25 protein-coding genes are annotated in these 26,207 nt (G+C 65.3%); 7 read left to right on the forward strand and 18 right to left on the reverse strand.

The features are described 5' to 3' along the window. Positions 1-63 precede the first annotated feature (63 nt). The 12 genes from OW521_RS13665 to OW521_RS13720 all read right to left on the reverse strand — a co-directional run bounded on the left by OW521_RS13665 (position 64) and on the right by OW521_RS13720 (position 12,436). Complete coding sequence (locus tag OW521_RS13665; protein ID WP_268020174.1) at positions 64-993, reverse strand: PASTA domain-containing protein; 930 nt, start codon at positions 991-993, stop codon at positions 64-66. 48 nt (positions 994-1,041) lie between these two features. Continuing rightward, a complete protein-coding gene (locus OW521_RS13670) occupies positions 1,042-1,515 on the reverse strand; it encodes a hypothetical protein (RefSeq protein WP_268020175.1) in 474 nt (157 codons plus the stop codon). Beyond that, positions 1,512-2,048 carry a phage tail protein gene (locus OW521_RS13675; RefSeq protein ID WP_268020176.1) on the reverse strand — a complete coding sequence of 179 codons (537 nt, stop codon included), beginning with the start codon at positions 2,046-2,048 and terminating at the stop codon, positions 1,512-1,514. Before OW521_RS13675 ends, OW521_RS13670 begins: the two co-directional genes overlap by 4 nt. Continuing rightward, a complete protein-coding gene (locus OW521_RS13680; RefSeq protein ID WP_268020177.1) occupies positions 2,035-4,662 on the reverse strand; it encodes a baseplate J/gp47 family protein in 2,628 nt (875 codons plus the stop codon). The genes OW521_RS13675 and OW521_RS13680 overlap by 14 nt, the downstream gene beginning before the upstream one ends. Beyond that, on the reverse strand, positions 4,659-5,093 hold the full coding sequence (locus OW521_RS13685) for a GPW/gp25 family protein (protein ID WP_268020178.1): 435 nt from the start codon (positions 5,091-5,093) through the stop codon (positions 4,659-4,661). The genes OW521_RS13680 and OW521_RS13685 overlap by 4 nt, the downstream gene beginning before the upstream one ends. A gap of 13 nt (positions 5,094-5,106) precedes the next feature. Then, positions 5,107-5,448, reverse strand: coding sequence for a hypothetical protein (locus OW521_RS13690; RefSeq protein WP_268020179.1), 342 nt, complete (start codon positions 5,446-5,448; stop codon positions 5,107-5,109). After that, the gene (locus OW521_RS13695) at positions 5,448-6,968 is read right to left on the reverse strand and encodes a phage baseplate assembly protein V (RefSeq protein WP_268020180.1); all 1,521 of its coding nucleotides are present in this window, start codon (positions 6,966-6,968) and stop codon (positions 5,448-5,450) included. The genes OW521_RS13690 and OW521_RS13695 overlap by 1 nt, the downstream gene beginning before the upstream one ends. A gap of 25 nt (positions 6,969-6,993) precedes the next feature. After that, the gene (locus OW521_RS13700; protein WP_265979786.1) at positions 6,994-7,752 is read right to left on the reverse strand and encodes a CIS tube protein; all 759 of its coding nucleotides are present in this window, start codon (positions 7,750-7,752) and stop codon (positions 6,994-6,996) included. 1,163 nt (positions 7,753-8,915) lie between these two features. Further along, positions 8,916-9,407, reverse strand: a complete 492-nt coding sequence (locus OW521_RS13705) for a phage tail protein (protein ID WP_268020181.1) — start codon at positions 9,405-9,407, stop codon at positions 8,916-8,918. Position 9,408: 1 nt separating this feature from the next. Further along, positions 9,409-10,698, reverse strand: a complete 1,290-nt coding sequence (locus OW521_RS13710) for a phage tail sheath family protein (protein ID WP_268020182.1) — start codon at positions 10,696-10,698, stop codon at positions 9,409-9,411. 13 nt (positions 10,699-10,711) lie between these two features. Continuing rightward, positions 10,712-11,407, reverse strand: coding sequence for a hypothetical protein (locus tag OW521_RS13715; protein WP_268020183.1), 696 nt, complete (start codon positions 11,405-11,407; stop codon positions 10,712-10,714). 93 nt (positions 11,408-11,500) lie between these two features. Beyond that, complete coding sequence (locus OW521_RS13720; RefSeq protein ID WP_268025874.1) at positions 11,501-12,436, reverse strand: NAD-dependent epimerase/dehydratase family protein; 936 nt, start codon at positions 12,434-12,436, stop codon at positions 11,501-11,503. A 135-nt stretch (positions 12,437-12,571) separates the two neighbouring features. Between OW521_RS13720 and OW521_RS13725 the strand changes: the two genes are divergently transcribed. The 7 genes from OW521_RS13725 to OW521_RS13755 all read left to right on the forward strand — a co-directional run bounded on the left by OW521_RS13725 (position 12,572) and on the right by OW521_RS13755 (position 19,441). Next, complete coding sequence (locus tag OW521_RS13725) at positions 12,572-13,297, forward strand: TetR/AcrR family transcriptional regulator (protein WP_268020184.1); 726 nt, start codon at positions 12,572-12,574, stop codon at positions 13,295-13,297. 22 nt (positions 13,298-13,319) lie between these two features. After that, positions 13,320-14,141: an oxygenase MpaB family protein gene (locus tag OW521_RS13730; protein WP_268020185.1), complete on the forward strand. Its 822-nt coding sequence runs from the start codon at positions 13,320-13,322 to the stop codon at positions 14,139-14,141. Beyond that, the gene (locus OW521_RS13735) at positions 14,134-15,153 is read left to right on the forward strand and encodes a DUF817 domain-containing protein (RefSeq protein ID WP_268020186.1); all 1,020 of its coding nucleotides are present in this window, start codon (positions 14,134-14,136) and stop codon (positions 15,151-15,153) included. The genes OW521_RS13730 and OW521_RS13735 overlap by 8 nt, the downstream gene beginning before the upstream one ends. A gap of 163 nt (positions 15,154-15,316) precedes the next feature. After that, positions 15,317-17,185, forward strand: coding sequence for a molecular chaperone DnaK (gene dnaK, locus OW521_RS13740; protein ID WP_268020187.1), 1,869 nt, complete (start codon positions 15,317-15,319; stop codon positions 17,183-17,185). Positions 17,186-17,187: 2 nt separating this feature from the next. Further along, positions 17,188-17,850 (forward strand): nucleotide exchange factor GrpE, encoded by a 663-nt coding sequence (locus tag OW521_RS13745; protein ID WP_268020188.1) that lies wholly within the window; start codon positions 17,188-17,190, stop codon positions 17,848-17,850. A gap of 173 nt (positions 17,851-18,023) precedes the next feature. Then, a complete protein-coding gene (locus tag OW521_RS13750) occupies positions 18,024-18,989 on the forward strand; it encodes a DnaJ C-terminal domain-containing protein (protein ID WP_268020189.1) in 966 nt (321 codons plus the stop codon). Positions 18,990-19,018: 29 nt separating this feature from the next. Continuing rightward, positions 19,019-19,441, forward strand: a complete 423-nt coding sequence (locus tag OW521_RS13755) for a heat shock protein transcriptional repressor HspR (protein WP_268020190.1) — start codon at positions 19,019-19,021, stop codon at positions 19,439-19,441. 4 nt (positions 19,442-19,445) lie between these two features. Here OW521_RS13755 and OW521_RS13760 read toward each other — a convergent pair whose 3' ends face one another. The 6 genes from OW521_RS13760 to OW521_RS13785 are packed head-to-tail and all read right to left on the reverse strand — an operon-like array spanning position 19,446 to position 26,154. Continuing rightward, positions 19,446-19,766, reverse strand: coding sequence for a hypothetical protein (locus OW521_RS13760; protein WP_268020191.1), 321 nt, complete (start codon positions 19,764-19,766; stop codon positions 19,446-19,448). 10 nt (positions 19,767-19,776) lie between these two features. Continuing rightward, positions 19,777-22,167, reverse strand: a complete 2,391-nt coding sequence (locus OW521_RS13765; protein ID WP_268020192.1) for a bifunctional salicylyl-CoA 5-hydroxylase/oxidoreductase — start codon at positions 22,165-22,167, stop codon at positions 19,777-19,779. Positions 22,168-22,182: 15 nt separating this feature from the next. Next, entirely contained in the window at positions 22,183-23,841 is a 1,659-nt protein-coding gene (locus OW521_RS13770; protein WP_268020193.1) for an AMP-binding protein, read from the reverse strand. A gap of 41 nt (positions 23,842-23,882) precedes the next feature. Further along, entirely contained in the window at positions 23,883-24,773 is an 891-nt protein-coding gene (locus OW521_RS13775) for an acyl-CoA thioesterase (RefSeq protein WP_268020194.1), read from the reverse strand. Positions 24,774-24,778: 5 nt separating this feature from the next. Continuing rightward, positions 24,779-25,261 (reverse strand): cupin domain-containing protein, encoded by a 483-nt coding sequence (locus OW521_RS13780; protein WP_268020195.1) that lies wholly within the window; start codon positions 25,259-25,261, stop codon positions 24,779-24,781. A 5-nt stretch (positions 25,262-25,266) separates the two neighbouring features. Then, on the reverse strand, positions 25,267-26,154 hold the full coding sequence (locus OW521_RS13785) for a fumarylacetoacetate hydrolase family protein (RefSeq protein WP_268020196.1): 888 nt from the start codon (positions 26,152-26,154) through the stop codon (positions 25,267-25,269). Positions 26,155-26,207 lie beyond the last annotated feature (53 nt).

Genomic DNA, 26,207 nt, shown 5'->3' on the forward strand with positions numbered 1-26,207 from the left:
GGTTGATCTTTTCATGGGCGGCACTGTTTTCGGCACCGGATTACACGCAGCATCAAGTACGCCCTACTGCTTGACCGCGCAGATCTGCGGCTGGACTTTGCAGATGTTGATCGGATTCGGCTCGATGATGATGCCCCGGATTTCTGTGCGGACTAGTACCAAGGCGTTTTGGTTCACTTTGCTTCCGACATCGGGGTTGACGCCCACCACAACGCAGCTTTGCAGGAATCCTCCGGGTGAGGCCTGGCACATGGAGCCCTGGGTGAAATCCAGCTGGATTTTCGCATTCTGGAAGGCTGTCCGTGCATCTTCGATGTGCAAGCCCAGGACCGCGGGCACCACCGATTTCACCGGTGTCGCGATCTCCAGGTTGACCATGGAACCGCGCCCGGCGGACTTGCCGCCGTCGGGCGTTTGCTTCACCACGGTGCCTGCCGTCTGCCCGCTCTCTGTTTCCGTGGTGCTCACCTTGAACCCGGCGTCCTCAAGCGTTTTTACCGCTTCCGCCTGCGGCCTGCTTTCGACCGAGGGAACCGTTGCGTCCTTGAGAAGGAACCAAATCACCCCACCAACCGCCGCCAACAGCACGACGCCGCCGATGATCACCCACAGCCACGGGAATCCAGGCCTCGGCTTGGTCGGTTCGGCGGGCTTGGTGACGGTCAGCGTGACCACGTGGGCCTGGTCGGCATAGTCCTCAGGGGCGTCGTCGGCAGAATAGGCGATCAGTTTCACGGGATATGAGCCGGGTGCGGCACCGGTGGTGTCGAAATTGATCAGGTATTGCTCCGTTGCTCCGGCGGCGATGGTCCGCAATGGAGTGGGGATGGTGGTGTACGTCGGCGACGGCGGTGTGCTCTCCATGCCGGGGAAGGCCCCCAACACCACGCGTTCGGGGCCGGGAGCTCCGTTGGTCACAGACGCCGTGAGGGAGCCTTTGCAATCCTTGAGTTCCACCGTGGGGGAACTCAGCGTCATGGTGATGGTGCTCATGCGACAACCGCCTTTCGGGCAATGGCAATGGAAAAGGTGACAGCCACTTCATCCGCCTGCTTCCAGGAGCTTCAGCGCACACGTGCCAACAACGCGGCACGTGATCCCGAGCTGACCTCCGGAGGTCCCGAAGGTCAGGCTGGCGGTGTCGCCTGCGGAGATATCCTGCTCTGTTCGCGTGCCTTCCACGACGAGGGTCACGGTGACTGCTTGCTGGGGAGCCAGCCGGGCACGCTTGGTGGGGCTGCCCAGATCGAACAGGCCCCCGAATTTCCTGACCTCGAAGATGCAGCTTCCCGCCACCAGCAGCTGTGTTGCCGCCGCGGAGCATTGGCCGCCCGGGCCCACAAGGTCGGAGGCCTTGAGTGTCCCCCCTGCAGCAGCCTCCGAGAACCCCGCCTGCCAGCTGGCCGCCGCGTTGTTGTTCCCGCCGCCGCAACTGACGCCGAAAACCAGCACGAGCACGGCGATGACGCCACATACGACCACCGCGATAATGGGCTTCCGGTTCTCATCGTTCACGAGTCCATCACCGCGATCTCGTCCGTGACGTGGGCAGGCTTGATGCCCTTGACGATTCTGCGAATCAGCTCCACTTGCCCAGCGGCAGCCGCGGGGACCAGAACCTTGATGTGGAACTCGCCCGGGACGGATTCGACCCCGAACCCCGCGATCCCGGTGGCCAGCTGCAGGAAGCGGGTGAGACCGTCCACGGTGCCCCTGCGCGCGGACAGGGAGGCCGCGCACGCAATCAGGTCCCGTTGCCGTGCCACCGGGACTCCTGCCGCCGTGGAGTCCACGGATTCCGGGCCCGGTAGGGTCAGCCAGTCCAGGTCCACCCAGCGCGACAGAAACGGAATGAACGACGACGGCGAGCGGCCGGGATCCGGAACGGTGTGTATGCGGTCCAAGACGTCCCGGACGGGCTGTTGCATGTCCTCCGCCACGGCGATGAGGGCCTGCAGCGGCGTGCTGGTTTCAGCCGCCACTTGGTAGATCTCGGGCAGGACCTTCAGCATCGGAGAGTTACGCAGCACGGGTTCAACCATTGCCATGCACCACTTCGATCCGGTGGTCGCCCGAGCAGAACAGCCACGTGTTCGGGAGGGTCACTACGTCGTCAACCATCCGCCGCGTGCAGCTCGCCCAAGAAACGGCGTTGTCCGTGCTCCGGTAGATCCCCTTGGGGCCGGCTGCGAGCACAAGCTGCGCACCGTCGTCGCGCACTACGCCGGACACCGCGCGGACAGGCTCGAAACGCGTCCTATCCCGCAAGGGCAGGTTGCAGTTCACGTCGGGCACGCTCCACTGCGCGGAAGCCTGGCCGAGCTGCAGGCGCAGCACGCCTCCGCTCTGGGTGGCGGCATAAGCGGCATTGCCCATCACATGGACACCCCAACAACTGCCACCGGTCCAACCCGCGTTGAACTGTTCCCAGGAAGCCATCAGGGCGGCGTCGAACTGGGTGCGGGCGAGTTCGTCGATCTTCAGGCGCAGGCAGCCCGTCCCTGTACCCTCCGGCACGGAACGGCCGAGCCAGACATAGCTTGCGCCGCCGTCGTACTGAATCGTCATGCAGCGGATGTCCTCGCCCGCAGATTTGATCTGATGGAAGCTGCCGGCCGCTCCCGCGTCGGGGGAGAGCCAAATGCCCGCGGAGGCTTCGGCAGCCACCACCACACCGGTGCGTCCGCGTACGTCCACGAGTGCGTCCACCGCGTAGAAGCCGCGGTCCGGCTGGCTCGCGTCCACCACGTTCTGGACCGGGATGGCCCCCTCGCCCATCGGCAGCTCATAGAGCCCGTGCTCTCCAGCGAGCAGCAGCACCGAGACTCCCTGCCGGTCCACCCAGCACAAGTCCGCGACGACGAAGCCCAGTTCCGCGGCCCGACGCCAGGATTCGCCGAGGTCCTCGCTGACGTAGATGCGCGAGCCCGTGGGGGTCACGGTGCTGACTGCCACCATGCCGGGATGGTGTCCGGGACCGAAACCGCCAGGGCCAAATCCACCGGTGCCGAAGCGGCCCGGAGCCGGGGAACGGAAAGGCGCGATGGACCTCACCGTTTCACTGGCCGCCTCCGAGCCGAATTCGGCGCAGGCCTCCCAGCCTTCGCCCGCGTTGGTAGTGCGGAAAAGCGTGCTGTCCTGGGCGACAAACCAGGTGTTGTCCTGTCCCTCGGCCTGCACCAGCGCCAAAGCATCGGTGTCCGGAACCTTGTCCACTTCGAGCCGCACCCGGTCCACGTACTGGACTCCGGGTTCCGCTTCCTCCATCGCACGGTAGAGGTTGGAGACGCGCAACGGCTTGCCGAAGCCCGAACCGTAGTTGGAAGAGCTCGAGCTCAGGGGACTGATTCCTTCCGCGAGCCGGCCCACGATCCTGGATTTCACGGCCTCGGCGTCCTCATCGGGCCGGACTACGATCCTGGCGTCCACAAGCACTTGTTTATAGAGGCCCCAGCGGACCACGGGCTCTGCCCCCACGGTGGAGCGGCGGCGCAAGTACTGTTCAACCTCGAGCCGGACGCTTTCACGTGCCTGGGCGTTCAGCTCGGCGGCGCGGACAGGACCCGGCGCACCCGGCACGAACGGCACCAGCACTACCTCCACCTCGCCGGGTTTGGCGAAAGCCCAGATGTCCCGCCGCGTGAACGCTCGCGCCCTCGCGATGCCACCATGGCGCATGGCCAGGACCTCGTAGTCGCGGACAGTGACGGCCCTGTCCCTGGCCTGGAAATCCTGCGGTGCCCGGCGGAGCGCATTCTCCAGCGATTCACCGTCGCGCCCTCCCGTGGCAGCTTCCGGGTTGCTGACCTTCAGCCCCGGGATCGGGGTGCGCATCATCGTCAGCTGGCCCGCTCCGACGTTGCCACGCAGGCCTCCGCCGCCGCGGTACCAAGCGCGCACCTCGGCCCCCGGACCCGGAACAACTGCCGTCCGCGCTACGGACTCCTCGTCCCACCATGCGAACATCACGACGCCGGCACTCCGGTCGATCCGGACCGGCGCCTCATCCGGACCGGCGTCTGCGAAGGCCTCAACTTCGCGGCAAAACCGGAAAGGCTTGCCATCTACCATGACGGCTTCGCCGCTGCTCAACTGGGTGCCCGCGGGGACTTCTATGGCGATGGACAGGCCCGCCCCGGAGACGATGGGCGCGTTAGGAATGACGAAGCTCTGGCCCGGGCGTCCGGTTCCGACGCCGATGGGGACGGCGTCGTACAAGGTGACATCGGCTGCCGGGACCTGCACACTGGACTCGCCCGCAGCAAGGACGGCCGCCGTCGTCGTCGTGAATACCGGTTGAGGGGCGCCGGGCACGCCGGGCGGGCAGCTGACCTGAGTCCCGCGGGGGATGCGGATGTCCTGGCTGCCGGTACTGCTTCCGGCCGACGATCGGGTGAACTCGAGGACGGTTTCGGCAGTGCTGGGCGGGTACAGGCTGGTGCCGAGAAGGTTCAAGTAGACCGCATACAGCTTTTCCGGCACCCGGTTGAGCCGATACATCAGGGTGTCCGTGAGGTAAGCGAAAGCCTCGAGGATGGTGATGCCGGGATCATGGACGGAGAGGTCCGTCCAATCCGGGGTAATCTGCTGGATACGCTCGCGGGCACCGGCCACGAGGTCCGCGAAGCTGCGATCGTCAAGATTCGGCACGGGGATACTCATGCTGCACCTCCGGAATCGACAGGCAGGGCGATGGCGAGCTGGTCTTCGAGCTGGGTGGAACGGACCCGGTATCGCAACCGGACCTCCAGCACTTCAGGACTTTCGGGGGACCGGGAGGCATCCAAGGACAGGACCGTGATCCGGGGCTCCCATTGCTCCACAGCCCGGGCAACATAATGGATGGCCAAGCCCGCCGTGGTGTCATCCGCGGGCGCGAACGCGAGCCGGAACAGATGGCAGCCATACGTGGGTCGGTTGACGCGCTCGCCGGGCCTGGTGCTCAGCAGTAGGAGGAGCGCCTGGCGCACGGAAGTTGCATCCGTGACGGTGGCGAGCCGTCCGTCGGGGGTCAGCCGCAAGCCGGGAAGGCCGGTGGCGGCATCGAAATCCGGGTGGACGAAGGCCACCGACTTGTATCTGGGGATGCTCACGGCTGGCCGCCTCTCATGACCCCGCCGCCACGAATTCCTGGCCCGGCCTCCGGACCGTGTACTTCACCGCACCGGGCGGAGTGCCGTCCGTGTAGCCCTCCACAGTGTCCAGGCAGACCTTCTTGCCGCCGATCCGGACAAAACTCGAATAGCCCTTGATCACAGGCAGGGTCTTGGTGCAGGGCTTGATGTTGAGGCCGACGTTCGGGCACATGCTGATGTCGCGTCCCTGGGGATCGTTGTCGACCAAAACCGGCGAATCGGCAACTCGAACCCACTGCTGGGAAGGCAGGTTTTCCACCTTGCCGTCGTGCCCGCAGCGCAGGATGGCTTCCTTGACCAGGAACTTCGGCATCAGGCCTCCTCGAAATCGACGGTCTTGGCTCGGATCTTCATGGCCTTGCCCGGCGCCTCCAGGAGCAGGTCCGTAGCCGAGGTGATGCGGAGCTTCTCCGGCCCGAGTTCCACCGTGGAGCCGTGCCCGTCTGTGAAACTGATGGTGCGGCTACCGCCGTCGAGCACTATCTGCTGGCCGTCAGCGCTCCGGAAGGTGTAGCGGCTGTCCCGCGGTGTGTTCGCTGTGTTGTCCGGCGTCTGCTCCCTGCCGTAGAGCCCGCCCAGAATGATGGCCTGCGCCGGATCCGTGGCCGGCAGCAGGACCAGCACGGTGTCCCCCGGGGCGGGTGGCACCACGAAACCTTTCCCCGCTCCGGCTCCCATTGTGAGGACCGGCGCCCAGGCTGATTCCAGCGGCGGATACGCGGGGAGCCGGACCCGTGCCCGGCCCCGTCCTTCCGGATCCTCGACGTCCAGCACGGTGCCCAAGGTGAAGACGTCGGGCCGCCGGGCGGTCGGGGGTTCCGGGGGCCGTGTGGTGATGGTGGTTTCGTAGCCCGTGCCGTCCAGCTTGTGAGTGGCGGCGGCAATTGCGTAGGTGCCTTCGAGCGACGTCGCGAGTCCGCGCACGCGAACCCGGCGCCCGGCGCGGAGGCGGGGATCGCCGTCGGCCACGAAGACGGCGATGACTTGCCCCGCCATCCGGACGTCCAGTTCCGCCTGGGCCAGGCCATGGGCCAAGGATTCGGAGGCGAAGGACTCGTTGTCGCGCAGGAGCTCGCCACCAGCGCCAACACTGGCCAGCGCAGGGTCTGCGGAGACATTCGCTTTCGCGTCGCTGTTCCCTGCGGAGGCCTGCTGCACCGAGGCGTCGTCGGACCGCCAGCCCGAGGTCTTGGCACCGAGATACGCCGGCTCCTGGCTCAACTCCACCTCGGCCGAATGCAGGCTGCTGCCCAATTCCAACTCAATCGGTTCTCCTTCGCCGGACAAATCGGTCAGCCTCAGGGCATCGCCATCCGCCACTGGATACGCACCCACCCGTGCGCTCTGCTCCACCAAGAGACTCAAGTCCGATCGTGCACATTGGTACACCTCACCGAGCCGGGTTGCCCCGCCCACCACTTGCAGACCCGTGCCCTCCGTGAGCGTTCGGGCCAACCCGGCGAGGTCGACGTCGCTGTGCAGCCGGGTGAACTGGCGTTTCCTCAACCGGTGCAGGGCATCGTAGGCGCGGACTCGCACTTCCTGTGAAAGATCCGCTCCGTAACTGTGCTCCACCACCGTCACTTCGCCCACGAAGAGCGGAGTGCGTTGGCCCCCCAATTCCACGCGCAGGGCGTCCCCAGGTGCAGGGTCCACTCCGCCGCGGGCCGTAGCCGAGCGTCCGGGACCGGGGCGCCAGCTAATGAGGCACTGGGCTGGCCTGGCGAGCGAGCTGAGAACCTGCACGGAGATGATCGCCGCCGTTTCGGCCGCGGAGAGGCGTCGCCGCCCGAGGGTGACGATGAGTTCCGGGAGGCCTTGGAGCTGCCTCATCGGGCTGAGCCCTTCACGGGGCGCCTCATGGGGCCTCGCCAACCGGGGGAACGGCGAGGGGGCCGTTGAAATGGGCGGGATCGTCGATGTTGTTGTACTCCAGCAGCAACTTCCACAGCAACGGCGTGCCAAAGGCGGCCAGGCTGAGGCGCCCCAACTCACCCGGCGGGACCTCCGGAAGCAGTTCGCCGCCGTCGGGCGCTGTTGCGTCCCTGTCCGTGCTGCCGTCGCCGCCCACCGCGAGCGTATCCACGGGCGGCGCCGTGAGATCAACGGCCGGGAGCCGCTGGGCGAGCTCGTAATTCTCGCCCCCTTCCTCGTCAGCGCTTTGCCCGACCCGCACGAACACCATGCGCATCCACGAGCGCAAGGGGGAGCCATCCGGCGAAAAGCGGTCGAAGCGCTCCGCCACCTCGGTCACGATCCCGGGCACGTTCCATGCGCGTCCCCACACGAATCGCACTGACGGCGGCCGGCGTTGCCTCTCCACCTCGGCCGAGTTCTCCGCGAGCGCCCAGATGGGCCGCGTCATCTGGCGCACGTCCTGGACATGGAGCGACGCCGGCGCGAGGTCGACGTCGAACAGGAGATCCAGGCGAAGCTCGGTGTGTCCGCCTCCCGTGAAGAGCAAGGGATCGTCCGCGAGGCCCGTTCCCGTCAGCTTGCCGCCCGCCGAACGCCGGGGCTCAACACCGGCCGTCCGTGACATCACCACCGTCTCCGGATTGAGCAGGCAGCCAAGGTGTTCCCCGGTGTCCTCGATCAGGAAAGCGACGCGTTCCATGTCAGATCGCCAACTGTTCGCGGTTCAGCCGGACGGCGCGGGCCATCGCTGCTGTTGCTGCCGCCGATGTTTGCTCCGCGGGCTGCGGTGCCGGGCGTGGGGCCAGTTCCGGCCAGTTTCCGGTTATTGGTGCGGCGGGGATGCGTGCCAGTGTTGCGCTTGGGTGGCCTTGATGTTCCGCGTTCTTGAAGCCGACGACGACGGCGGGAGCCGCTTCCGATGGCTGGTGCAGGGGTGTTGTGGGCGGCTGAGGGGTGGTTGCGTTTGGTGGGCTTGCGTTTGCTGGGGGAGCCGGGGCTGCGCTCGGTGGGCTTGTTTCGATGGCCGTGGCTGGGGGTCCTGGGTGATGTGTTGCTTGCCCAGGGGCCGGCCGGGTTGTCGCCTTGGCTGGACGTGTCCCGCGGAGTCTCAGGATGTGGCGTGGTTGCCGGGCATCCGGGGATGCGGCTTCCGAGGAGGGGATCGCCAGGGTTTCGACCGAATCCTTTGAATCTTTGTCCAGGGGTGTGCGCACGGAGGAAAAGGAGGCCGTCGCCGGTTCCGGGGCGCGGACCGGCGGGGAGCTAGCGGCGTCAGCACTCTGGAGGCGTTTGCCCAGCGTTAGCCGGGGGAGGAAAGACGACTTTGGGGCGGTTGGGGCTTCGGAGACGGTCACGGCGTCGGCGGGAGAGGGAGCGCCAGGCGCCGGACCGTCGTCGGAGACTGGATTTTCGCGGGTGTACCGCCGGGGCTCGGGCTCAAGGATCCGGTCCTGGATCGAGCCCGGACTACCGGTTTCCCTGACGACACTCGGGTGGTATTCGTCCGGATGTGAGCGAGCGTTGGGGATGGACGGGGGTATATCTGCGGGAGGGTTGGGGTCGGAGGGGGGTATATGTGAGCGAGGGTCGGGAGGGGACGGGACCAGGCCGGCGTCGCGCAACAACCGGACCCAATGCTCCGGTGCGCCGGACATGTCCAGTCTCCGTACCGGCGTCGGGCCATCGGTTCCAGCACCGCCCTCGGTTCCAACCCCGCGCCGCATTCCAACTATTCCACCAGGCCGACCACCACTCCGGGAGCCGGGCGCGCCGTCAGGGTGCAGCGGCGGTTCCAGCCTCTCCGCGAGTTCCCGGAGCCGCCGCGCCACCGAACGACGCCACGGGTTCCGGGGCCACCTCCCATCAAGCCACGGGAGCGCGGGCATCGTCGAGCTCCAAGCGGTCGTACGCGATGCTGAGGGATTCGATCGCCAAGTCCTTGCCGAGGGCATCCAACGGGGCTCCGAACCAGTCGCACGGCCAGGCGCCCAGCAAGTTCCAGCGGCGGACCTCCACCGAGCCGGCGTCGTTGAGCATGGCAATGGAGACGTTGCGCCGTTCCACATGCCCATCGACGGCCTTGAACAGCCATTGGAGCATTTCCGTGGAATCGGTGAGTCCGTAGCGGAGCGTCACCGGGGTGTACTCCACCTGGCCGGGGATGACCCGGACCGTGCTGTTCTCGCCGCCGGAGCGGTACAAGATGCGGTCGATTTTCAGCCCGAGCCCTTCAACCTTGGTGAAGTGTCCCTGGACCACGCCTTGGATGACGAGTTTGAAGTTGTAGGCGCGGTACGGATCCACGACGTTCCCGGGCTGGGCAGCAGGGGCGGGGGTGCTTGGCTGCGTGCTCATTTCAGGCTCCTGCACTCTCTGTCTCGCTGGTGTTGTCGGCCGATTGCATGAGCTTGAAGATCACGAATTCGGCGGGTTTGACGGGTGCGATGCCGATCAGGGTGACAACCTGCCCGGCATCGCGGACTTCGGGCGGGTTGGTTTCTTCGTCGCATTTCACAAAGAAGGCCTGTTGAGGAGTAGTCCCCAACAGCGCCCCGTCCCGCCACACATTGGTCAGGAATGCGCCGATGTCGCGGCGGATGGACTTCCACAACGTGTGGTCATTGGGTTCAAAGACCACCCAGCGCGTTCCGTCGGCTACGGATTCCTTGATCATGTTGGTCAGCCGGCGGACGTTGACGTACCGGTATTCGCTGGCCTCGGGGGCCTTGGTCCGGGCACCCCAGATGCGGATGCCCTCGCCGGGGAAATAGCGGATGCAGTTCACCCCGGCGGGGTTCAGCACTTCCTGTTCGCCGCGGCTGACGCGCCGGACCAGGTCCAACGCACCTTGGATGGGTTCGTTCGCGGGAGCCTTGTGGACACCGCGCGTCGCGTCGACGCGTGCCCAGACCCCTGCAACATGGCCCGACGGCGGTTGGGTCACTTTCTTGCCGGAGACCGGATCGATCATGACAATCCAAGGGAAGTACAGGGCGGTGTAGCCGCCGGGGGATTGGGGTGCGCCGATCGCGTCCTCGCCAGTTGCCCGCTCGGCGTTCGGCTTGTCGGTGCCGGTCTTGGGGTCGTCAGACTTGTCCGCGTCGCCTCCGTCGTCCGCTTTCACGCCGGTGGACTTTGGCGCGTCCGGCACGCCGGAAGTCGCCGCCCGGGTGAGGGCTCCGACGTCGTCCACCTTCTCCGGGGTGTCCATGATCGCCACGCGGTCCTGCCGCAAGGGATGCTCCACATGGGCCTGCAGCGCCGCGTACGCTTCGGCGTCGGCGTATCCGGGGGCGGCCACCATGGAGATGTCGTCGATCGCTTCGAACAACGTCACTCCGCTGGGCTTTGCGGCGGTGCCGGTGAGACTGCCGCCGGTACCGATGTTGACCACATAGCAGCGGCTGCCACCGTTGGCGAAGAATCCGAAGACGGCGTTGGACAGGGGTGTTCCCTGCGTGGACTTGCCGACGTATTGGTCCACGAACTGGGTCCAGTTGTCCAGAACCCTTGCTTCATCCGGAAAGGCCAGGGGGTCGGGGGAAACTCCTACAAAACCGGCAATGCTGGTACTGACCTGGCCGATCGATCGTGCACCGCTGGGCACTTCCTGTACATACACTCCCGGCGCTTGGTAATTCGCCATAGTGTGCTCCCTTTCACTCCCACCGGATGATGACCGGCAGGCTGCTCGTGTCTGCTGAGACTTCCCGTTCAGTGCCGCGGACTGCCACGACAAAGTGCTGGAGTTCGTCTGCCGAGGCCAGGACCTCGAAATGGCCGGTGGGATCGCTCACGACGGCGGCGGCGGACGAATGCGGGCGGATGTAGGCATCTGGGATGCCTTTGTTGTGGACGTCCACCAGCCGGCCGTGGATCCGGCGGGCCACTGTGGTGGAGGCGATGAGGGGTTCGGTGACCGGCGGGCCGAGGGGCTCGTCGAGACGTATCCCCACGGGGATGCGCACCAGGAAACCGAGGCCTTGGCGGATACCGGCATCGTATTCGTCCGGCTGGAATTCGCCACTGGAGACCACCGAGTACTGGGTGTTTTGCTCGAGGGCCAGCAGGAGTTTCTCCATGTTGTCCAGTTGCGTTGGGCCGTGGCACTCCACGGCCACTTTGAGCTCGAGGTCCAGCAGTGGGCCTTCACGTCGGGAGCGGCCCACCCTGTTCATAGCGACGGCGTGGACCGTGACAGGTGCCTCGGGGGATTGGCCGGTAGGTGGTTCGGAGCCGTCATCGAAGCGGACACGCTCGGGCGAAACGGCGTCAGAAAGTACCCCGAGGAGCTCGGTCAACGATGATCGCACAACACCCACGGTGACACCCCAGTCCACGAAGTGGTCCAGCACAGCCGATGTGCTCTACGTTACTCCCGCAGTGGCCTGCGAGTCACTGGGACCTCAGGAATAACTCCATTCGATGGTTCGGCTTTGGGGGTGGCATTACCGGGCCGCCACGGGTTCCTGATCCCGCCACCAGGCCACGGTTGCCGTCACCGAGTCCGCAAGCGGCGTCGGCTCGAGGCCAAGCTTGGCCTGGCTCGCGGTGGAGTCCATCACGAACGGCCGCTCGAACTGGTACAACATTTCGGCCAGCTCCCGCATGTCCGTGGAAAACAAGCCAAGGGTCCGGAGCAGCCAACCGGGAACAACACTTAGCTTCGGTTCCGGAACGCCGGCCGAGCGTGCGAAGTTTCCTGCGATTTCCCGCATTGTCATGGCGGGTCCCGTCGGGGCGTGTAGCACCGAGTTCCAGAGCTTGGGCTTTTGGGCGGCGCCGATCATGGCCGCGGCAAGGTCCGGGACGTAGGTGAAGGAATGGGGCTGATCGGCGTTTCCAAGGACCTGGACCGTTTTGCCTTTGAGGACCAGTGGAACCATGCGCTCGCCGGCATGCGCCAGGCGGGCCCGTGGCCCGAAGAAATCGCCTGCCACTACGCTGACCGTGTTGGCCGGGTGGGCTTGCCGTGCCTTCAAGAGCGCCGTCCGAATTCCGCGCTTACCGACAGCCGCCTCACGCGGGCTGTCCTCGGTGATGGTCTTGTCCGGCTCGCTGTACGAGTAGAGACTTTCCGGGAAGACGACGACGGCGCCTGCCGCCGCTGCGGCGTCCATCACCACTTTCTCTGCTCCAGGAAGTTCGGCCGCCCAGGCTTTGGCCCGGTAGGCAGAGCCGTGGATGCAGTGGAAGACGGCCGTGGCGCCGTCGAAGGCTTGTGCCAGCTTGGCCGGGTCCGAGACGTCCACGCGGAGCTTCTCGATCAGTGGATGGTCCGGGCCGCTGCCGGAACGCGTCAGGACGCGAACCTGCTCTCCATGGTCCGCGAGTTGCTCAGCAATGGTCCATCCGACAGGGCCTGCTCCAGTGACGACGTACATGGTGGTGCTCACTTTCTGATGGGAAGGGATTCGAGAGCGGTGCTCTCTGAATCCAGAATGCGTCCTCCTGGATTGCATGTCAAGAGCACTGCTCACATTTGTTGTCAGTGCTCTCACATGTGGCATGCTGGATGCATGAACCCCGCTCCCGCCGCAGCAGCCAAGCAATCGACGCCCCGCGAGCGCGCCCGGGCGCAGACTGTGGCGGACATCATCCGGCTTGGCCGCCAGCACCTTGCGCTGCATGGGGCCGCGGGTCTGTCGCTGCGGGCCGTGGCGCGGGATCTCGGCGTGGTTTCCTCTGCCGTGTACCGCTATGTGGAGAGCCGGGACGAACTTCTGACTCTTCTGCTGATTGACGCCTACGGTGAGCTGGGCGACGAGGTGGATGCCGCCGTCGACGCCCTCGCCGATGACGACTACCGCGGAAGGTTCCTGGCGCTCGGACGGGCCGTTCGCCAGTGGGCCCTGCGCGAACCAGCCAGTTATGCCCTGCTGTTCGGCAGCCCGGTGCCCGGGTACCAAGCACCGGCCGAGCGCACAACCGAACCCGGAACGCGCGTGATTTACCGGATGGTGGGAATCTTCGACGCCGCCCACCGCGCAGGTTCGCTGGCCGCCGAGGTGGTGCCCGCCGTCGTCGTTCCTCCTGCTCTTGCCGCAGACCTCCAGGCCATCCGGGCCGAACTGGGCCTCGCCGTTCCTGAGCCGGCCTTGGCCCGGGGTGTGCTGGTGTGGACATCGGTCTTCGGCGCGGTCAGCTTCGAGGTGTTCGGCCAATACGGGGCGGATACCTTCGCGGCCCGGGACGAACTGTTTGATCACCAGTTGGAGGTCCTGCTGGGGATCGTGGGGCTGTAGCCGCCGACGGTAGAGTAACTAGATGGCTCGCGGACTTGCTGACATCGGCGCGGAGGGCGTTTTGCTCGCCGGGGCGGGCCGCGCCATCCTGATGCAGATCGCCGATCCGGCGGTCGGCCACGGCGTCGCGGAGCACAGCAACTTCGCCGAACAGCCGCTGGACAGGCTCCGCGCCACTATGACGTACGTCTATGCCGTGGTCTATGGCACCGAGGAGCAATTGGCGGCGGTTCGCCGCGCCGTGAACCGTGCGCACGCACCCGTTCGGCGGGCGGCGGACGATTCGACCAAGGGGTACAACGCCTTCGACGCGCAATCCCAGTTGTGGGTGGTGGCAACCCTCTATGACACCGCCGTCACCGTGTACGAAAAAGTCCACGGAACGCTCGACGACGACACCGCCGATCGTATCTATCGTGAGTACGCGCAGATCGGGACAGCCCTCCAGCTGCCCCCCGAAGTCTGGCCAGAGGACCGCTCGGCCTTCGCCAGGTACTGGCAAGAATCGTTGGGGAAGCTGGAACCGGACGCGGCCGCTTTGAGGGTTGCCCGCGAACTCCTGTACCCCGTGAGTGGGCCGCTCTTGTTGCGCCTGAGCATGCCGTTGGCCCGTTTGCTCACCGCGGGACTGCTGCCGGAGCAGCTTCGGGAGGGTTTCGGGCTGCCTTGGAATGCGTGGCATCGCCGCGGTTTTGATGGCACCATGCGTCTCTTGGCTATGGCCTATCCCAAGCTGCCGGAGAAGGTCAGGCATTGGCCGAAGAACTACTATCTTGGCCAACTCGGCCCGGCCGGGAATCGCACGGGCCCGGCGAGGGGCGGCCAGCAGCACTCCGATGCGTGAACTCACCGCGGTAGAGGAACTTATCGATGGGAGTGCAAGCCGCTTCCTGGGCGGCGCTCCTGCCCGGGCCCTTCGGACCAAGCTCACTGAGTTCACTGTGTTCGGGCTCAAGCAAGCATGGGCTTGCATCTTTGGCGCTTCGCTCCTGGCCGTCATCTTCGGGGCCCACCTTTGGTACCCGGCCGATGCCGGCCTGGCCCGGAACGATTTCCTGACGATCGCCGCCATCGTCATCCAGATACTCATGGTCGCTACGAAGCTTGAGACCCTCCGGGAGCTGAGAGTGATTGTGCTCTTCCACCTGGTTGGGACGGTCATGGAGCTTTTCAAGACCGACGTCGGCTCGTGGTCCTATGAGGCCGAGGGCGTCCTTCGGGTCGGCGCTGTTCCGCTCTTCAGCGGCTTCATGTATGCCGCCGTCGGCTCGTACATGGTGCGCGTCTACCGCGTTTTTGACCTGCGCTTCTCCCGATACCCGAGGCGTTGGATCACTGCGATCCTGGCCATCGCCATCTACGTGAACTTCTTTTCGCACCACTACGTTGTTGATGCCCGCTGGGTCCTGCTGGCTGCCGTCGTCGTGATCTATGGCCGGTGCGTCATGTACTTCCGGGTGTTTCGACGCCGGTTCCGGATGCCGCTGATCGTGGCATTCCTGCTGGTTGCGCTCTTTATCTGGATTGCCGAAAATATCGCAACGTGGTCGCATGCCTGGCTGTATCCGAGCCAGTTGGATGGCTGGCACTTGGTGTCACCGGACAAGCTTGTCTCGTGGTTCCTCCTGATGATCATCTCCGTGGTGCTGGTGGCATGGGTCTACGAGCCGACGCCGCGTGACGGAACACCCGCCGTCGACATCGCCGGAACGCTGCAGAGTCGCCGGAGCGCTCACGCGAACCGGCACTGTTCCCGCGAGTTCGGCGTCGGCCCTCAACGGGCGTTCTCCCACGGCGAAATCGGCCAAAGATCACTGTGTTTCCGGGGTTCTGCGGCCCCTCGAAAGCAGAGTTGAGTGTAGTTGACTCAACTTTGGATTGACTTTGAGTGGGGCCTGAGTACAGTTGAGTGCAGAACGCTCAACTAGCCGAATGTTGAGTGCTCCCCGGCTCCACACCCTTCGCGGGTTGAGGAAGCGGGCGAAATCTCGATCGTCGGCCATTGAAAGGAAGCAACATATGTCACGCGCTGTAGGTATCGACCTCGGAACCACTAACTCCGTCGTCTCTGTTCTCGAAGGTGGCGAGCCCACCGTCATTGCCAACGCCGAGGGTGGCCGCACCACGCCGTCGGTCGTTGCATTCTCCAAGTCCGGTGAAGTCCTGGTTGGCGAAATCGCCAAGCGCCAGGCCGTCAACAACATCGACCGGACCATCGCCTCCGTCAAGCGCCACATGGGCACCGACTGGAGCGTTGCCATTGACGACAAGAAGTACACGCCGCAGGAAATCTCCGCGCGCATCCTCATGAAGTTGAAGAACGACGCCGAGTCCTACCTCGGCGAGAAGGTCACCGACGCTGTCATCACCGTCCCGGCCTACTTCAACGACGCCGAGCGCCAGGCCACCAAGGAAGCCGGAGAAATCGCTGGCCTCAACGTCCTGCGTATTGTCAACGAGCCCACCGCGGCTGCACTTGCCTACGGCCTGGACAAGGGCAAGGAAGACGAACTCATCCTTGTCTTCGACCTCGGCGGCGGAACGTTCGACGTCTCCCTGCTTGAAGTCGGCAAGGACGAAGACGGCTTCTCCACCATCCAGGTCCGCGCCACTGCCGGTGACAACCGCCTCGGCGGCGACGACTGGGACCAGCGGGTCGTCAACTACCTGCTGAACCAGCTCAAGGTCAAGGGCATCGACCTCTCCAAGGACAAGATCGCCCTGCAGCGCCTCCGCGAAGCCTCGGAGCAGGCCAAGAAGGAACTGTCCTCCTCCACCAGCACCAACGTTTCCCTCCAGTACCTCTCCGTCACCCCCGACGGCCCGGTCCACCTGGACGAGCAACTGACCCGCGCCAAGTTCCAGGACCTCACCAAGGACCTGCTGGAGCGCACCAAGAAGCCGTTCCACGACGTCATCACCGAGACGGGCATCAAGCTCTCCGACATCGACCACATCGTACTGGTGGGCGGCTCCACCCGCATGCCCGCCGTCTACGACCTCGTCAAGGAGCTCGCTGGCGGCAAGGAGCCCAACAAGGGCGTCAACCCGGACGAAGTTGTTGCCGTTGGCGCAGCACTCCAGGCCGGCGTGCTGAAGGGCGAGCGCAAGGACGTCCTGCTCATCGACGTCACCCCGCTGTCCCTCGGTATCGAAACCAAGGGTGGCGTCATGACGCACCTGATCGAGCGCAACACGGCCATCCCCACCAAGCGTTCCGAGACCTTCACCACCGCTGACGACAACCAGCCGTCCGTTGCCATCCAGGTCTTCCAGGGCGAGCGTGAATTCACCCGCGACAACAAGCCGCTGGGCACGTTCGAATTGACCGGCATCGCCCCTGCACCGCGTGGCGTGCCGCAGGTCGAGGTCACCTTCGACATCGACGCCAACGGCATTGTCCATGTCTCCGCCAAGGACAAGGGCACCGGCAAGGAGCAGTCGATGACCATCACCGGGGGCACCGCGCTGTCCAAGGAAGACATCGACCGCATGGTCCGTGAAGCCGAGGAGCACGCAGCCGAGGACAAGGCACGCCGTGAGGCTACCGACACCCGCAACACTGCCGAGCAGCTCGCCTACTCCGTGGACAAGCTCATCGCCGAAAACGACGACAAGCTGCCTGAAGAGGTCAAGACCGAGGTCAAGGCCGACGTCGACGCCCTCAAGAAGGCCCTCGAAGGCACCGATGACGCAGCAGTGAAGACCGCTTTCGAGAAGCTGCAGCACTCGCAGTCGAAGCTCGGCGAAGCGATCTACGCGCACGCCGGTTCCCCGGATGGTGCAAGCAGCGCTGCCGGTGCCGGGGGCGCTCACCCTGGTGCCAAGGCTGCCGACGAGGACATCGTCGACGCCGAGATCATCGACGAAGACGAAAAGAAGAAGTAACCATGCCCCACCACGGCAACGATGCAGAGCACTCACCTTCCAACAACGAGGGCAACGAGCAGCACAAGCCGGTCATCCGGGACAACCGCAAGGTTGACCCGGAGACCGGGGCCGCCCGCCACCCCCAGGGATCGGCAGCTGATTCCAACGCCGCTGCCGCCGAGGGCGACGCCCTGTCCCAGGCTGAGGAAATCCTCAACGGCATCGAGGTTCCGGCTGAAGAGTCGGTGGCCCCAGGTGCCGCAGCAGAAGCAGAGGCCGCGGAACTCCGCAACGACCTCCTGCGCCTGCAGGCCGAGTACGTCAACTACCGCAAGCGCGTGGAACGCGACCGAGCTGTCGCAGGGGAAATGGCCGTCATCGGCGTCCTGAACTCCCTGCTGCCGGTGCTCGACGACGTCGACGCCGCCCGCCAGCACGGCGACCTCGTGGACGGCCCTTTCGCCGCGATCGCCGCCAAACTGGAGAACGCGCTGAAGACGTACGGACTGGAGCGCATCGCGGAAACCGGTGTCGATTTCGACCCCACGATCCACGAAGCCCTCATCCAGCAGCCGGGCGAGGACATCGAAGTGGACACAGTCAGCCAAGTGCTGCGCTCCGGCTACCGCTCCGGCGACCGAGTGCTGCGTGCGGCCCAAGTGATCGTGGCTGTGCCGGCGTAGTCACCAAAGCCTTCGCGGATGAGGGGGCCCCGCCCCTACGCGTGGCGGCTAGGTCCTGCGGACCCAAGCCGCCAGGCTCCGGCAGGCCCGATGCCACTCCCGGGCCCCCTCATCCGCTACGGCTCAGCGGTAATCTCGCCGTAACGCCTTTGTTGATTTGAAAGGAAACGCCCTTGGCCAGCCAGGACTGGGTTGAGAAGGATTTTTACGCCATCCTTGGTGTCGCCAAGGACGCCTCTGACGTTGACATCAAGAAGGCGTACCGCAAACTTGCGCGGAAGTACCATCCGGATACCAATTCCGGGGATGTTGCTTCGGAGAAGAAGTTCAAGGACATCTCGGAGGCCTATTCGGTCCTTTCAGATGCCGAGGAACGTCAGCAGTACGATGCCATTCGTGCCATGGGCGGGGCACGCTTCGCGCCTGGTGCGGGACGCGGCGGGCCGGCCAATGGCGGCTTCGAGGACCTGTTCGGCGGACTTTTCGGCGGCGGCGCACGTCAGCCAGCCGGTGCCGGCGGTATCCCTCCCGAGTTCGCTGACCTGTTCGGCGGCGGTTTTGGCGGTGGACAAACCGGTTTCCAGCGCGCCCCGCAGAAGGGCAGCGACCGCACAGCGTCCACCTCGATTTCCTTTGCCGGCTCGATCCATGGCACCACGGTGAGCCTGCGCGAAAGCAACGGCAACGTCATCGAGGTCAAGATTCCCGCGGGCATCAGGGACGGCCAGAAGGTCCGTCAACGGGGCAAAGGCAATCCGGGTGCGGCAGGCAATGGGGACCTCATCATCACGGTGAACGTCAAGCCCCACGATTTCTTCATTCGCGACGGCGACAACATCCGCATCCACGTGCCGGTCACCTTCGCGGAGGCCGCCTTGGGTTCCAACATCCACGTGCCAACGCTCGACGGCGACAACGTCACCGTCCGCGTCCCGGCGGGCAACCCTTCCGGCCGCACGCTCCGGGTCAAGGGTCGCGGCGTCAAGACCCCGAAGGGCACCGGAGACCTGCTGGTGACAATCGACGTTTCCGTCCCGCACAACCTCAACAAAGAGGCCGAGGAGGCCGTCAAGGCATTCGCCGCGGCCACCGCCGACGCCGATCCGCGCCACGACCTGGCCGCCAGGGCCCGCTTGTAGCGGCAGCGACACACAGGAGGGACGTAGTCATGGGCATCGACATCAACCAGCCGATCTTCGTCATCTCCGTCGCGGCCGAACTGGCTGACATGCACCCGCAGACCCTGCGCCAGTACGACCGCCTCGGCATCGTGTCGCCGAGCCGTGCACCGGGCAAGTCCCGGCGCTACTCCCAGCGGGACATCGACCGCTTGCGTGAAGTGCAGCGGCTCTCCCACGAAGGCGTATCCCTCGAGGGCATCAAACGCATCCTCGATCTCGAAAACCAAGTGGCCGCGCTGCAGTATCGCGTGGCCGAGTTGAGCGAGGAATTGCAACGCCGGCGGGGCCCGGTGGAGGCCCGTATTTTCGCGGCAGGAGCAGCGGGCGACGTCGTCAGCCTGGCTCGCGGGCAGCGCCCCCGGGCGCGGTCCCAGGCAGTTGTGGTGTGGCGACCGCGTCCGGAGGAGTAGCCCTCTAGGCCTGGGGGAGGGTCGCCAGCAGCACGGGGCTGCTTTGATCGGCCCAAGTACCCCTCAGGTCAGCAGCAGCATCCGAACCCTGTGTCCCCAGATCCAGGACACGGTTCACCAGCAGTGTGAGCTCACCGGCGTCGATGCTTGTGATGGTGTCCTGGGTGATCGGGGCTCCTGGGCTCAGCACGGGGACTTCGCTACCAGGCGTTCCACTGCTGGGCGGGGCGGAGCCGTCGTTGGTGAACCACGTCTGGGCGGGCAGATACTTTTCAATGAGTTCCAATTTGCTGGGTCGCAGGGTCGCTCTGTGGATGATAGCCATGCGGTAGAGCCTAGTTGGCAAGTGCGGGTGCGGAGACTGAGCCCGGGGTCCAGCGCAGGTGCGTGTTGCCGGCGTCCGACTCGGGCTCTTTCAAGAGTGAAAGCCGGGGCCTCACGGCATCTGTGCGGGAGCTCGGCGGTTTCCGTCGGCCCGCCCGGAACTGTGGCACCCATTGCGCTCCGGGGCCCTGGTATTCCTGCTCGGCCGCGGCGTGGAGTGTCCATTGGGGGTCGAACAGGTGCGTCCGGCCAAGGGCCACGAGGTCTGCCCGTCCTGCAAGGAGGATCGAGTTGACGTCGTCGAAGCTGGAGATGGCGCCGACGGCGATGACGGCTGCTCCCGCCGGTGCTGCAACTTCCTGCCGGATGCGGTCGGCGAAAGGGGTCTGGTAGCTGCGGCCGAAAGCCGGTTGTTCTTCCTTGGCGACCTGGCCGGTGGAGACGTCGATGCCCGCTGCGCCGTGGGCCACGAATGCCCGCGCGATGCCGAGCGAGTCATCCGAGGTGTTGCCGCCTTCGACCCAGTCCGTCGCGGAGATGCGTACCGTCACCGGCTTGCTGGAAGGCCAGGCCCCGCGGACGGCGTCGAACACTTCCAGGGGGAACCGCAGGCGGTTCTCCAAGCTGCCGCCGTATTCGTCCGTCCGGAGGTTGGACACCGGCGAAAGGAAAGAGGAGAGCAGGTAGCCGTGCGCGGCGTGGAGCTCGAGAAGATCAAAGCCTGCCTGCTCGGCCCGGCGGGTCGCATCCACGAACTCGGCTTTGATGGCCTCCATGCCTGCGCCGTCGAGTTCCACAGGCGTCTGGTTGCGGGGACCGTAAGGCAGGGCCGACGGCCCGACGACGTCCCAGTTGCCGGATGCGAGCGGCTCGTCAATGCCTTCCCACATCAGCCGCGTGGAGCCCTTGCGGCCGGAGTGTCCAAGTTGCGCGCCGATCTTCGCCGTCGAGTTGGCATGGACGAAGTCCACGATTTCCCTCCAGCTGTCGCGTTGGCCGTCCGTGTACAGGCCGGTGCAGCCGGGGGTGATCCGCCCGGTCTCGGAAACACACACCATTTCGGTCATGACCAGTCCGGCGCCGCCAAGTGCCTTGGAGCCGAGGTGGACTTTGTGGAAGTCACCGGGGATTCCGTCGACCGCGGAGTACATGTCCATGGGGGAGACCACAATGCGGTTCTTCAGCTCCAGTCCGCCGATCCGGAACGGCTGGAACATGGCCGGGGCGGTCTCTGCCAGTCCTTGGGATTTCGCGAAGTTGCGGTCCACAGTGTCGGCGAATTCCGGGTCGCGCAGCCGCAGGTTCTCCTGGGTGATGCGGCGGCTCCGCGTGAGGAGGTTGAAAGCGAACTGCGTGGGGTCCTGCTCTTTGTATTGGGCGATCCGCTCGAACCATTCGAGTGAAGCCTGGGCAGCGCGCTGGGTGGAGGCCACAACCGGACGCCGCTCGGTTTCGTAGGCGGACAGTGCGGATTCCACATCCGGGTGCTCGTGCAGGCATGCGGCGAGTGCCAGGGAGTCCTCCATGGCCAGTTTGGTGCCGGAGCCGATGGAGAAGTGTGCGGTGTGGGCCGCATCGCCCAGCAAAACCACGTTGCCGTGGCGCCAGCTTTGATTGCGCACGGTGGTGAAGTTGAGCCACTTGGAGTTGTTGGACAGGACTTCGTAGCCGTCGAGTTCCTCGGCGAAGATGGAACGGATCTTGCTGATCGCCTTCTCATCGGACACGCCTGGCGGGAAGACCTCGGCTGCGGTCTCGTCGAAGCCGGCAGCGCGCCACACGTCCTCGTGCATTTCGACAATGAACGTGGATCCTTCGTCGGAATAGGGGTAGCCATGGATCTGCATGACTCCCCATTCGGTCTCTTTGACGAAGAACTTGAAAGCTTCGAAAACCTGGTCCGTGCCCAGCCACATGAACTTGTTGGGCCGCAGGTCCAGGCTTGGAATGAAGGAGTCCGCGTATTTGGCGCGGATCTGGGAGTTGATGCCGTCCGCTGCGAGGACCAGGTCATAGCTGGCCTCGAGTTCCTCAACGGGCGGCGCAAGGGTCTGGAAACGCAGGTCGACGCCGAGCTTGGCGCACCGGCGCTGAAGCAGTTCTAGGAGTTCCTTGCGGCTCATGGCCGCGAAGCCCTGGCCGCCCACCGTCACCGTTTCCCCGCCGAAGTGGATGTCGATGTCGGACCAGCGTGCGAAGCGCCGGCTCATGTACTCGGCCACGACCGCGTCGGCGTTGCCGATGCCGCCGAGCGTCTCATCGGAAAATACGACGCCGAAACCGAAAGTGTCGCTGGCGGCGTTGCGTTCCCAGAGGGTGATCTTGTGCGACGGGTCGAGTTGCTTCATCAGTGCCGCGAAGTACAGGCCGCCGGGGCCGCCGCCTACGATTGCGATTTTCATGCTTTTTGCTCCTTCTCAGGCCTGGCCCAGGCCTGCGCCGGCAAGCTGTTCGGGGTCGTTGTTGATGCGGTCGCGCAGCTTGAAATGCTGCAGCTTGCCGCTGGGGTTGCGGGGGAGTTCGTCGACGAACCGGATGTCCCGCGGATACTTGTAGGGGGCGATCGTCCGTTTGACGAAGTCCTGGATTTCCTTGCGCTTGGCGTCGTCGCCCTTGACGCCTTCGCGCAGCACGATGAAGGCACAGACCACGCTGCCGCGTGCCTCGTCGGGCCGGCCGATAACGGCGTTCTCCACCACATCCGGGTGCAGGTCGATGGCCGTTTCCACCTCAGGGGCACCGATGTTGTAGCCGGAGGAGACGATCATGTTGTCCGATCGGGCCTGATAGGTGAAGTACCCGTCCTCGTCTTTCGTGAAGGTGTCGCCGGTGACGTTCCAGCCGTTGACCACATAGTTCGATTGCCGTGGGTCGTCCAGGTAGCGGCATCCGGTGGGGCCGATGACGGCGAGCCGGCCAATCTGCCCTGGTCCTAGTTCCAGGCCCTCGTCGTCGAGGATGGCTGCCCTGTACCCGGGAACGGCCCGGCCGGTGGTTCCGGGCCGGATGTCGTCCCCGGACGCGGAAATGAACACGTGCAACAGCTCGGTGGCTCCGATGCCGTTGACGAGCCGGAGGCCTGTGGCCTCCCGGACTGCCTCCCACGTTTCCTTGGGCAAGTGTTCGCCCGCCGAGACCGCCACACGGAGCCCGCGGAGCAACGATCCGCGGCCCTCCTTGAGGATGGCGCGGTAGGCGGTGGGTGCGGTGAAGAGGATGGTGGCCCCGGCAGCGGCAGCACTCTCGGCAAGTTCCACGGGGGTGGCCCGTTCGGTCAACAGCGAGGATGCACCGAACCGCAGCGGGAAGACCACCAGCCCGCCGAGGCCGAACGTGAAGGCGAGGGGCGGTGAACCGGCAAACACGTCGTCGGCCGTTGGCTGCAGAATGTGGCGTGCGAACGTGTCGGCGTTCGCGAGGATGTCCCGGTGGAAATGCATGGTGATCTTGGGCGTTCCCGTTGTGCCCGACGTCGGGCCGAGCAGCGCGACGTCGTCGGCTAAGGTGGGCACGGCTGTGAACTCGCCGCTCTTGGCGGCCGCGCGGGACGTGAGGTCGCCGGCGTCGTCGGAGCCGTAGGAGAGGACAACGGTGTCCTCTCCTGCCGCCGCGAGCAGTTCGTCCATGAACCGGTGGTCCGAGATGGCCACAGTGGGACGCGTGAGGCCGATAAGCGTGCGGACCTCGCTGGAACGCAGCATCGGCATGGTGGTGACGACGACGGCTCCGGCTTTGAGTACGCCAAGCCAGGCTGCAACGATCCAGGGATTGTTCGGCCCGCGCAGCATGACGCGGTTGCCGGGCAGCACTCCGAAGTCCTCGGTGAGGACCTGGGCGACCTGGTTGGCGCGCTGCTGCAGTTCACCGTAAGTCCAGACCGCGCCGTCCGGGGTTCGCAGGGCGGCCTTCTCGGCACCATGGTTTGCGACGGCGTCGTCGATGAGCACCGCTGCTGCGTTGAGCGTCGCCGGGTACTGGAGTTCCGGCAGGGTGAATTCGAGGGTCGGCCACGTGCCGGCCGGTGGCAGATGGTCGCGGGTGAAGGTGTCCACGTGGGCTGATCTCAACATTGTCATGGCCACTCCTTTCAGTAATACGGCGGAAAAGTAGAAAGTGTTCAGGAGCCGGCGCGGATCATGCCTTCCTGGGCCACTGTTGCCAGCAGGCGTCCTTGCCTGTCGAAGAAACGGCCCGTGGCCAGCCCTCTGTTGCTTTGCCCGGACACGGCCTCCTGGGCGTACAAGACCCAGTCGTCAGCGCGGCCGTCCCGATGGAACCACATGGAATGGTCCAGGCTGGCCGTGGCGAGCCCGGGACTGGACCAGTGGAGCCCGTTCACCCTGAGCAGGGGCTCAAGGATGGTGTAGTCGCAGACGTAAGCCAGTGCCGCCCGGTGCAGATCGGCAGTGGCGTGTTCGTCACCAGCGTCGGGAAGTTGCTCGAAAGCCTTCACCCAGATGGCCTGGTGCGGCACGGATTCACCTTCCACCTGCAGATATACCGGCCCGGGAATGTGCCGCATATCGAAGCTGCGCTTCGAGGACCAGTACTCGGCAGCCGGCCCATCGACGCCCTGCAGCACCTCGGCGGCGCTGCGGAGGGATTCGGGTTCGACGGCGGACGGCGCCTCGGGCTGGAAGTCAGGGCCGTCTTCGGGCACCTGGAAGGAACCCATCGCCGCGTACACGGTCTTGCCGTTCTGGTATCCACGGACGCTGCGTGTCGAGTATCCACGACCGTCGCGGAGGCGTTCAACTTCGTAGCGGACCGTGGCCCCGATCTCCACGGGGCGCATGAAGTAGCTGTGCATGGAATGCAGCGAACGGTCGTCGTCGACCGAGCGCATCATCGCTGCCGCGGCCTGGGCCACCATGTCTCCACCGTAGGCTTTGGGCCACGGAACGTACTGCGAGGTGCCTTCGTAGGCTTCGTCGTGGATCTGGGCCGGGACGGCCGTCAGCGCGATGGCTTTGAGGAACGTCTCCGAGGTCAGGATTCCCGTGGACATGTCCATCAGGCCCTGCGGAAACCGGCGAGGGTCTCGTCCGCAACATCCTCCAGGTTGACCACCAGGTTCTCGGGGGTGCGTGCGGTCAGCCAAACGAGCTCCTCAGTCACGGACATGTTGGCTTCGACGTGCGGCATGAACGGCGGGACGAACACCCAATCGCCGGTCTTCATGTCCAGGAACTCGGAGTAGTTCTCGCCGAAGTAGATGCGTCCATTGCCGCGAAGCACGTAGCCGCCGGTTTCCGCTTCGCCGTGGTGGTGCGGCAGGGAGCGGTAGCCGGGGACGTTGGAGACCTGCCCGAACCAGATCTTGGTGGCCGGCGTGTGCTGGATGCTGACGCCGGAGACGCGGACGCAGTCGCCGGACTGGGCCGTGTTGGTGTCCTCTTCGCCGGCGCGCGTGACGACGGGAACCACTTTGCCGTCGGGCTGGGCGTAGATGGAGTTGTCGCCTTCGGTACGGTACTCGGTGGTGGTTTCGCTCATGATGCTCACTCCTTGGAAGTGCTTGTGGATGCGGTTGTCGTCTTGGGTGAGTCGGCTGCGTGGATCCGGACGGTGTTTTCCAAGCGGCCGATGCCGACGATCTCGGTGGTGAGGACGTCGCCGTCGTTCAGGAACCGTGGGGGAGTCATGCCCATGCCCACTCCGCCCGGGGTTCCGGTGAGGACCAGGTCGCCGGGGCGCAGGACGGTGAACTGGGAAATGTAAGAGAGCAGGCGGGCCGGGCCGAACACCAAGGTGCTGGTGTTCCCGGACTGCACCGGCTCGCCGTTGACATAACCGCGGACCTCGAAATCGCCGTCGACCTCGTCCGCGGTCACCATGACCGGCCCCACTGGGGTGGTTCCGTCGAACGCCTTGCCTTGGAACCACTGGAGGGTCCGGTTCTGCCAATCGCGCATGGAAACGTCGTTGGCCACCGTGTATCCCGCGATAGCCTTCCGCGCTTCGTCTTCGTCTGCGCGGAACAGTTTGGAGCCGACGACGACGGCCAGCTCGGCCTCCCAGTCGACCTTCGCGCTGCCGTGGACATGGATGGTGTCAGCCGGGCCGGTGAGGGTGTCCGCGTACTTCGCGAAAAGCGTGGGGTATTGAGGCAACTCGCGGCCCATCTCCTGGATGTGGTCGCCGTAGTTCAGCCCGCAGCAAATGACCTTCCCGGCCCGGGGAAGCAGAGGTGCCAGCTCGCTAGCGGGTGTAGAAACGGCTGCCGCTCCGGAGGTTGCAACGAGGGCGGCTTCGACGAGCGCGCGCCAGTCCCGGACTGCAAGGAGGGCTCCGACGTCGTTGGCCGGCAGCGGAACGTAACTGTTCCCGCCCGTGGCGAGCGCCGCCGTCGTGCCCCCGTCGGCTGTCCGCAAGGTGGCCAGCTTCATGGTTTATGTCCCTTCGTTTCCCAGCAGTTCCTACATTCTTCCCGATGTGTCGA

The organism is Arthrobacter sp. MMS18-M83 (assembly GCF_026683955.1).
Taxonomy (GTDB): domain Bacteria; phylum Actinomycetota; class Actinomycetes; order Actinomycetales; family Micrococcaceae; genus Arthrobacter.

Bases quoted from the DNA above. Each gene is read 5' to 3' on its own strand.
- OW521_RS13780 (WP_268020195.1), bottom strand. From the start codon at position 25,261: ATGAGCGAAACCACCACCGAGTACCGTACCGAAGGCGACAACTCCATC.
- dnaK (WP_268020187.1), top strand. From the start codon at position 15,317: ATGTCACGCGCTGTAGGTATCGACCTCGGAACCACTAACTCCGTCGTC.
- OW521_RS13675 (WP_268020176.1), bottom strand. From the start codon at position 2,048: ATGGCAATGGTTGAACCCGTGCTGCGTAACTCTCCGATGCTGAAGGTC.
- OW521_RS13785 (WP_268020196.1), bottom strand. From the start codon at position 26,154: ATGAAGCTGGCCACCTTGCGGACAGCCGACGGGGGCACGACGGCGGCG.
- OW521_RS13665 (WP_268020174.1), bottom strand. From the start codon at position 993: ATGAGCACCATCACCATGACGCTGAGTTCCCCCACGGTGGAACTCAAG.
- OW521_RS13730 (WP_268020185.1), top strand. From the start codon at position 13,320: ATGGCTCGCGGACTTGCTGACATCGGCGCGGAGGGCGTTTTGCTCGCC.
- OW521_RS13720 (WP_268025874.1), bottom strand. From the start codon at position 12,436: ATGTACGTCGTCACTGGAGCAGGCCCTGTCGGATGGACCATTGCTGAG.
- OW521_RS13680 (WP_268020177.1), bottom strand. From the start codon at position 4,662: ATGAGTATCCCCGTGCCGAATCTTGACGATCGCAGCTTCGCGGACCTC.
- OW521_RS13755 (WP_268020190.1), top strand. From the start codon at position 19,019: ATGGGCATCGACATCAACCAGCCGATCTTCGTCATCTCCGTCGCGGCC.
- OW521_RS13690 (WP_268020179.1), bottom strand. From the start codon at position 5,448: ATGCCGAAGTTCCTGGTCAAGGAAGCCATCCTGCGCTGCGGGCACGAC.
- OW521_RS13710 (WP_268020182.1), bottom strand. From the start codon at position 10,698: ATGGCGAATTACCAAGCGCCGGGAGTGTATGTACAGGAAGTGCCCAGC.
- OW521_RS13765 (WP_268020192.1), bottom strand. From the start codon at position 22,167: ATGAAAATCGCAATCGTAGGCGGCGGCCCCGGCGGCCTGTACTTCGCG.
- OW521_RS13700 (WP_265979786.1), bottom strand. From the start codon at position 7,752: ATGGAACGCGTCGCTTTCCTGATCGAGGACACCGGGGAACACCTTGGC.
- OW521_RS13760 (WP_268020191.1), bottom strand. From the start codon at position 19,766: ATGGCTATCATCCACAGAGCGACCCTGCGACCCAGCAAATTGGAACTC.
- OW521_RS13735 (WP_268020186.1), top strand. From the start codon at position 14,134: ATGCGTGAACTCACCGCGGTAGAGGAACTTATCGATGGGAGTGCAAGC.
- OW521_RS13775 (WP_268020194.1), bottom strand. From the start codon at position 24,773: ATGTCCACGGGAATCCTGACCTCGGAGACGTTCCTCAAAGCCATCGCG.
- OW521_RS13705 (WP_268020181.1), bottom strand. From the start codon at position 9,407: ATGAGCACGCAGCCAAGCACCCCCGCCCCTGCTGCCCAGCCCGGGAAC.
- OW521_RS13770 (WP_268020193.1), bottom strand. From the start codon at position 23,841: ATGACAATGTTGAGATCAGCCCACGTGGACACCTTCACCCGCGACCAT.
- OW521_RS13745 (WP_268020188.1), top strand. From the start codon at position 17,188: ATGCCCCACCACGGCAACGATGCAGAGCACTCACCTTCCAACAACGAG.
- OW521_RS13725 (WP_268020184.1), top strand. From the start codon at position 12,572: ATGAACCCCGCTCCCGCCGCAGCAGCCAAGCAATCGACGCCCCGCGAG.
- OW521_RS13695 (WP_268020180.1), bottom strand. From the start codon at position 6,968: ATGAGGCAGCTCCAAGGCCTCCCGGAACTCATCGTCACCCTCGGGCGG.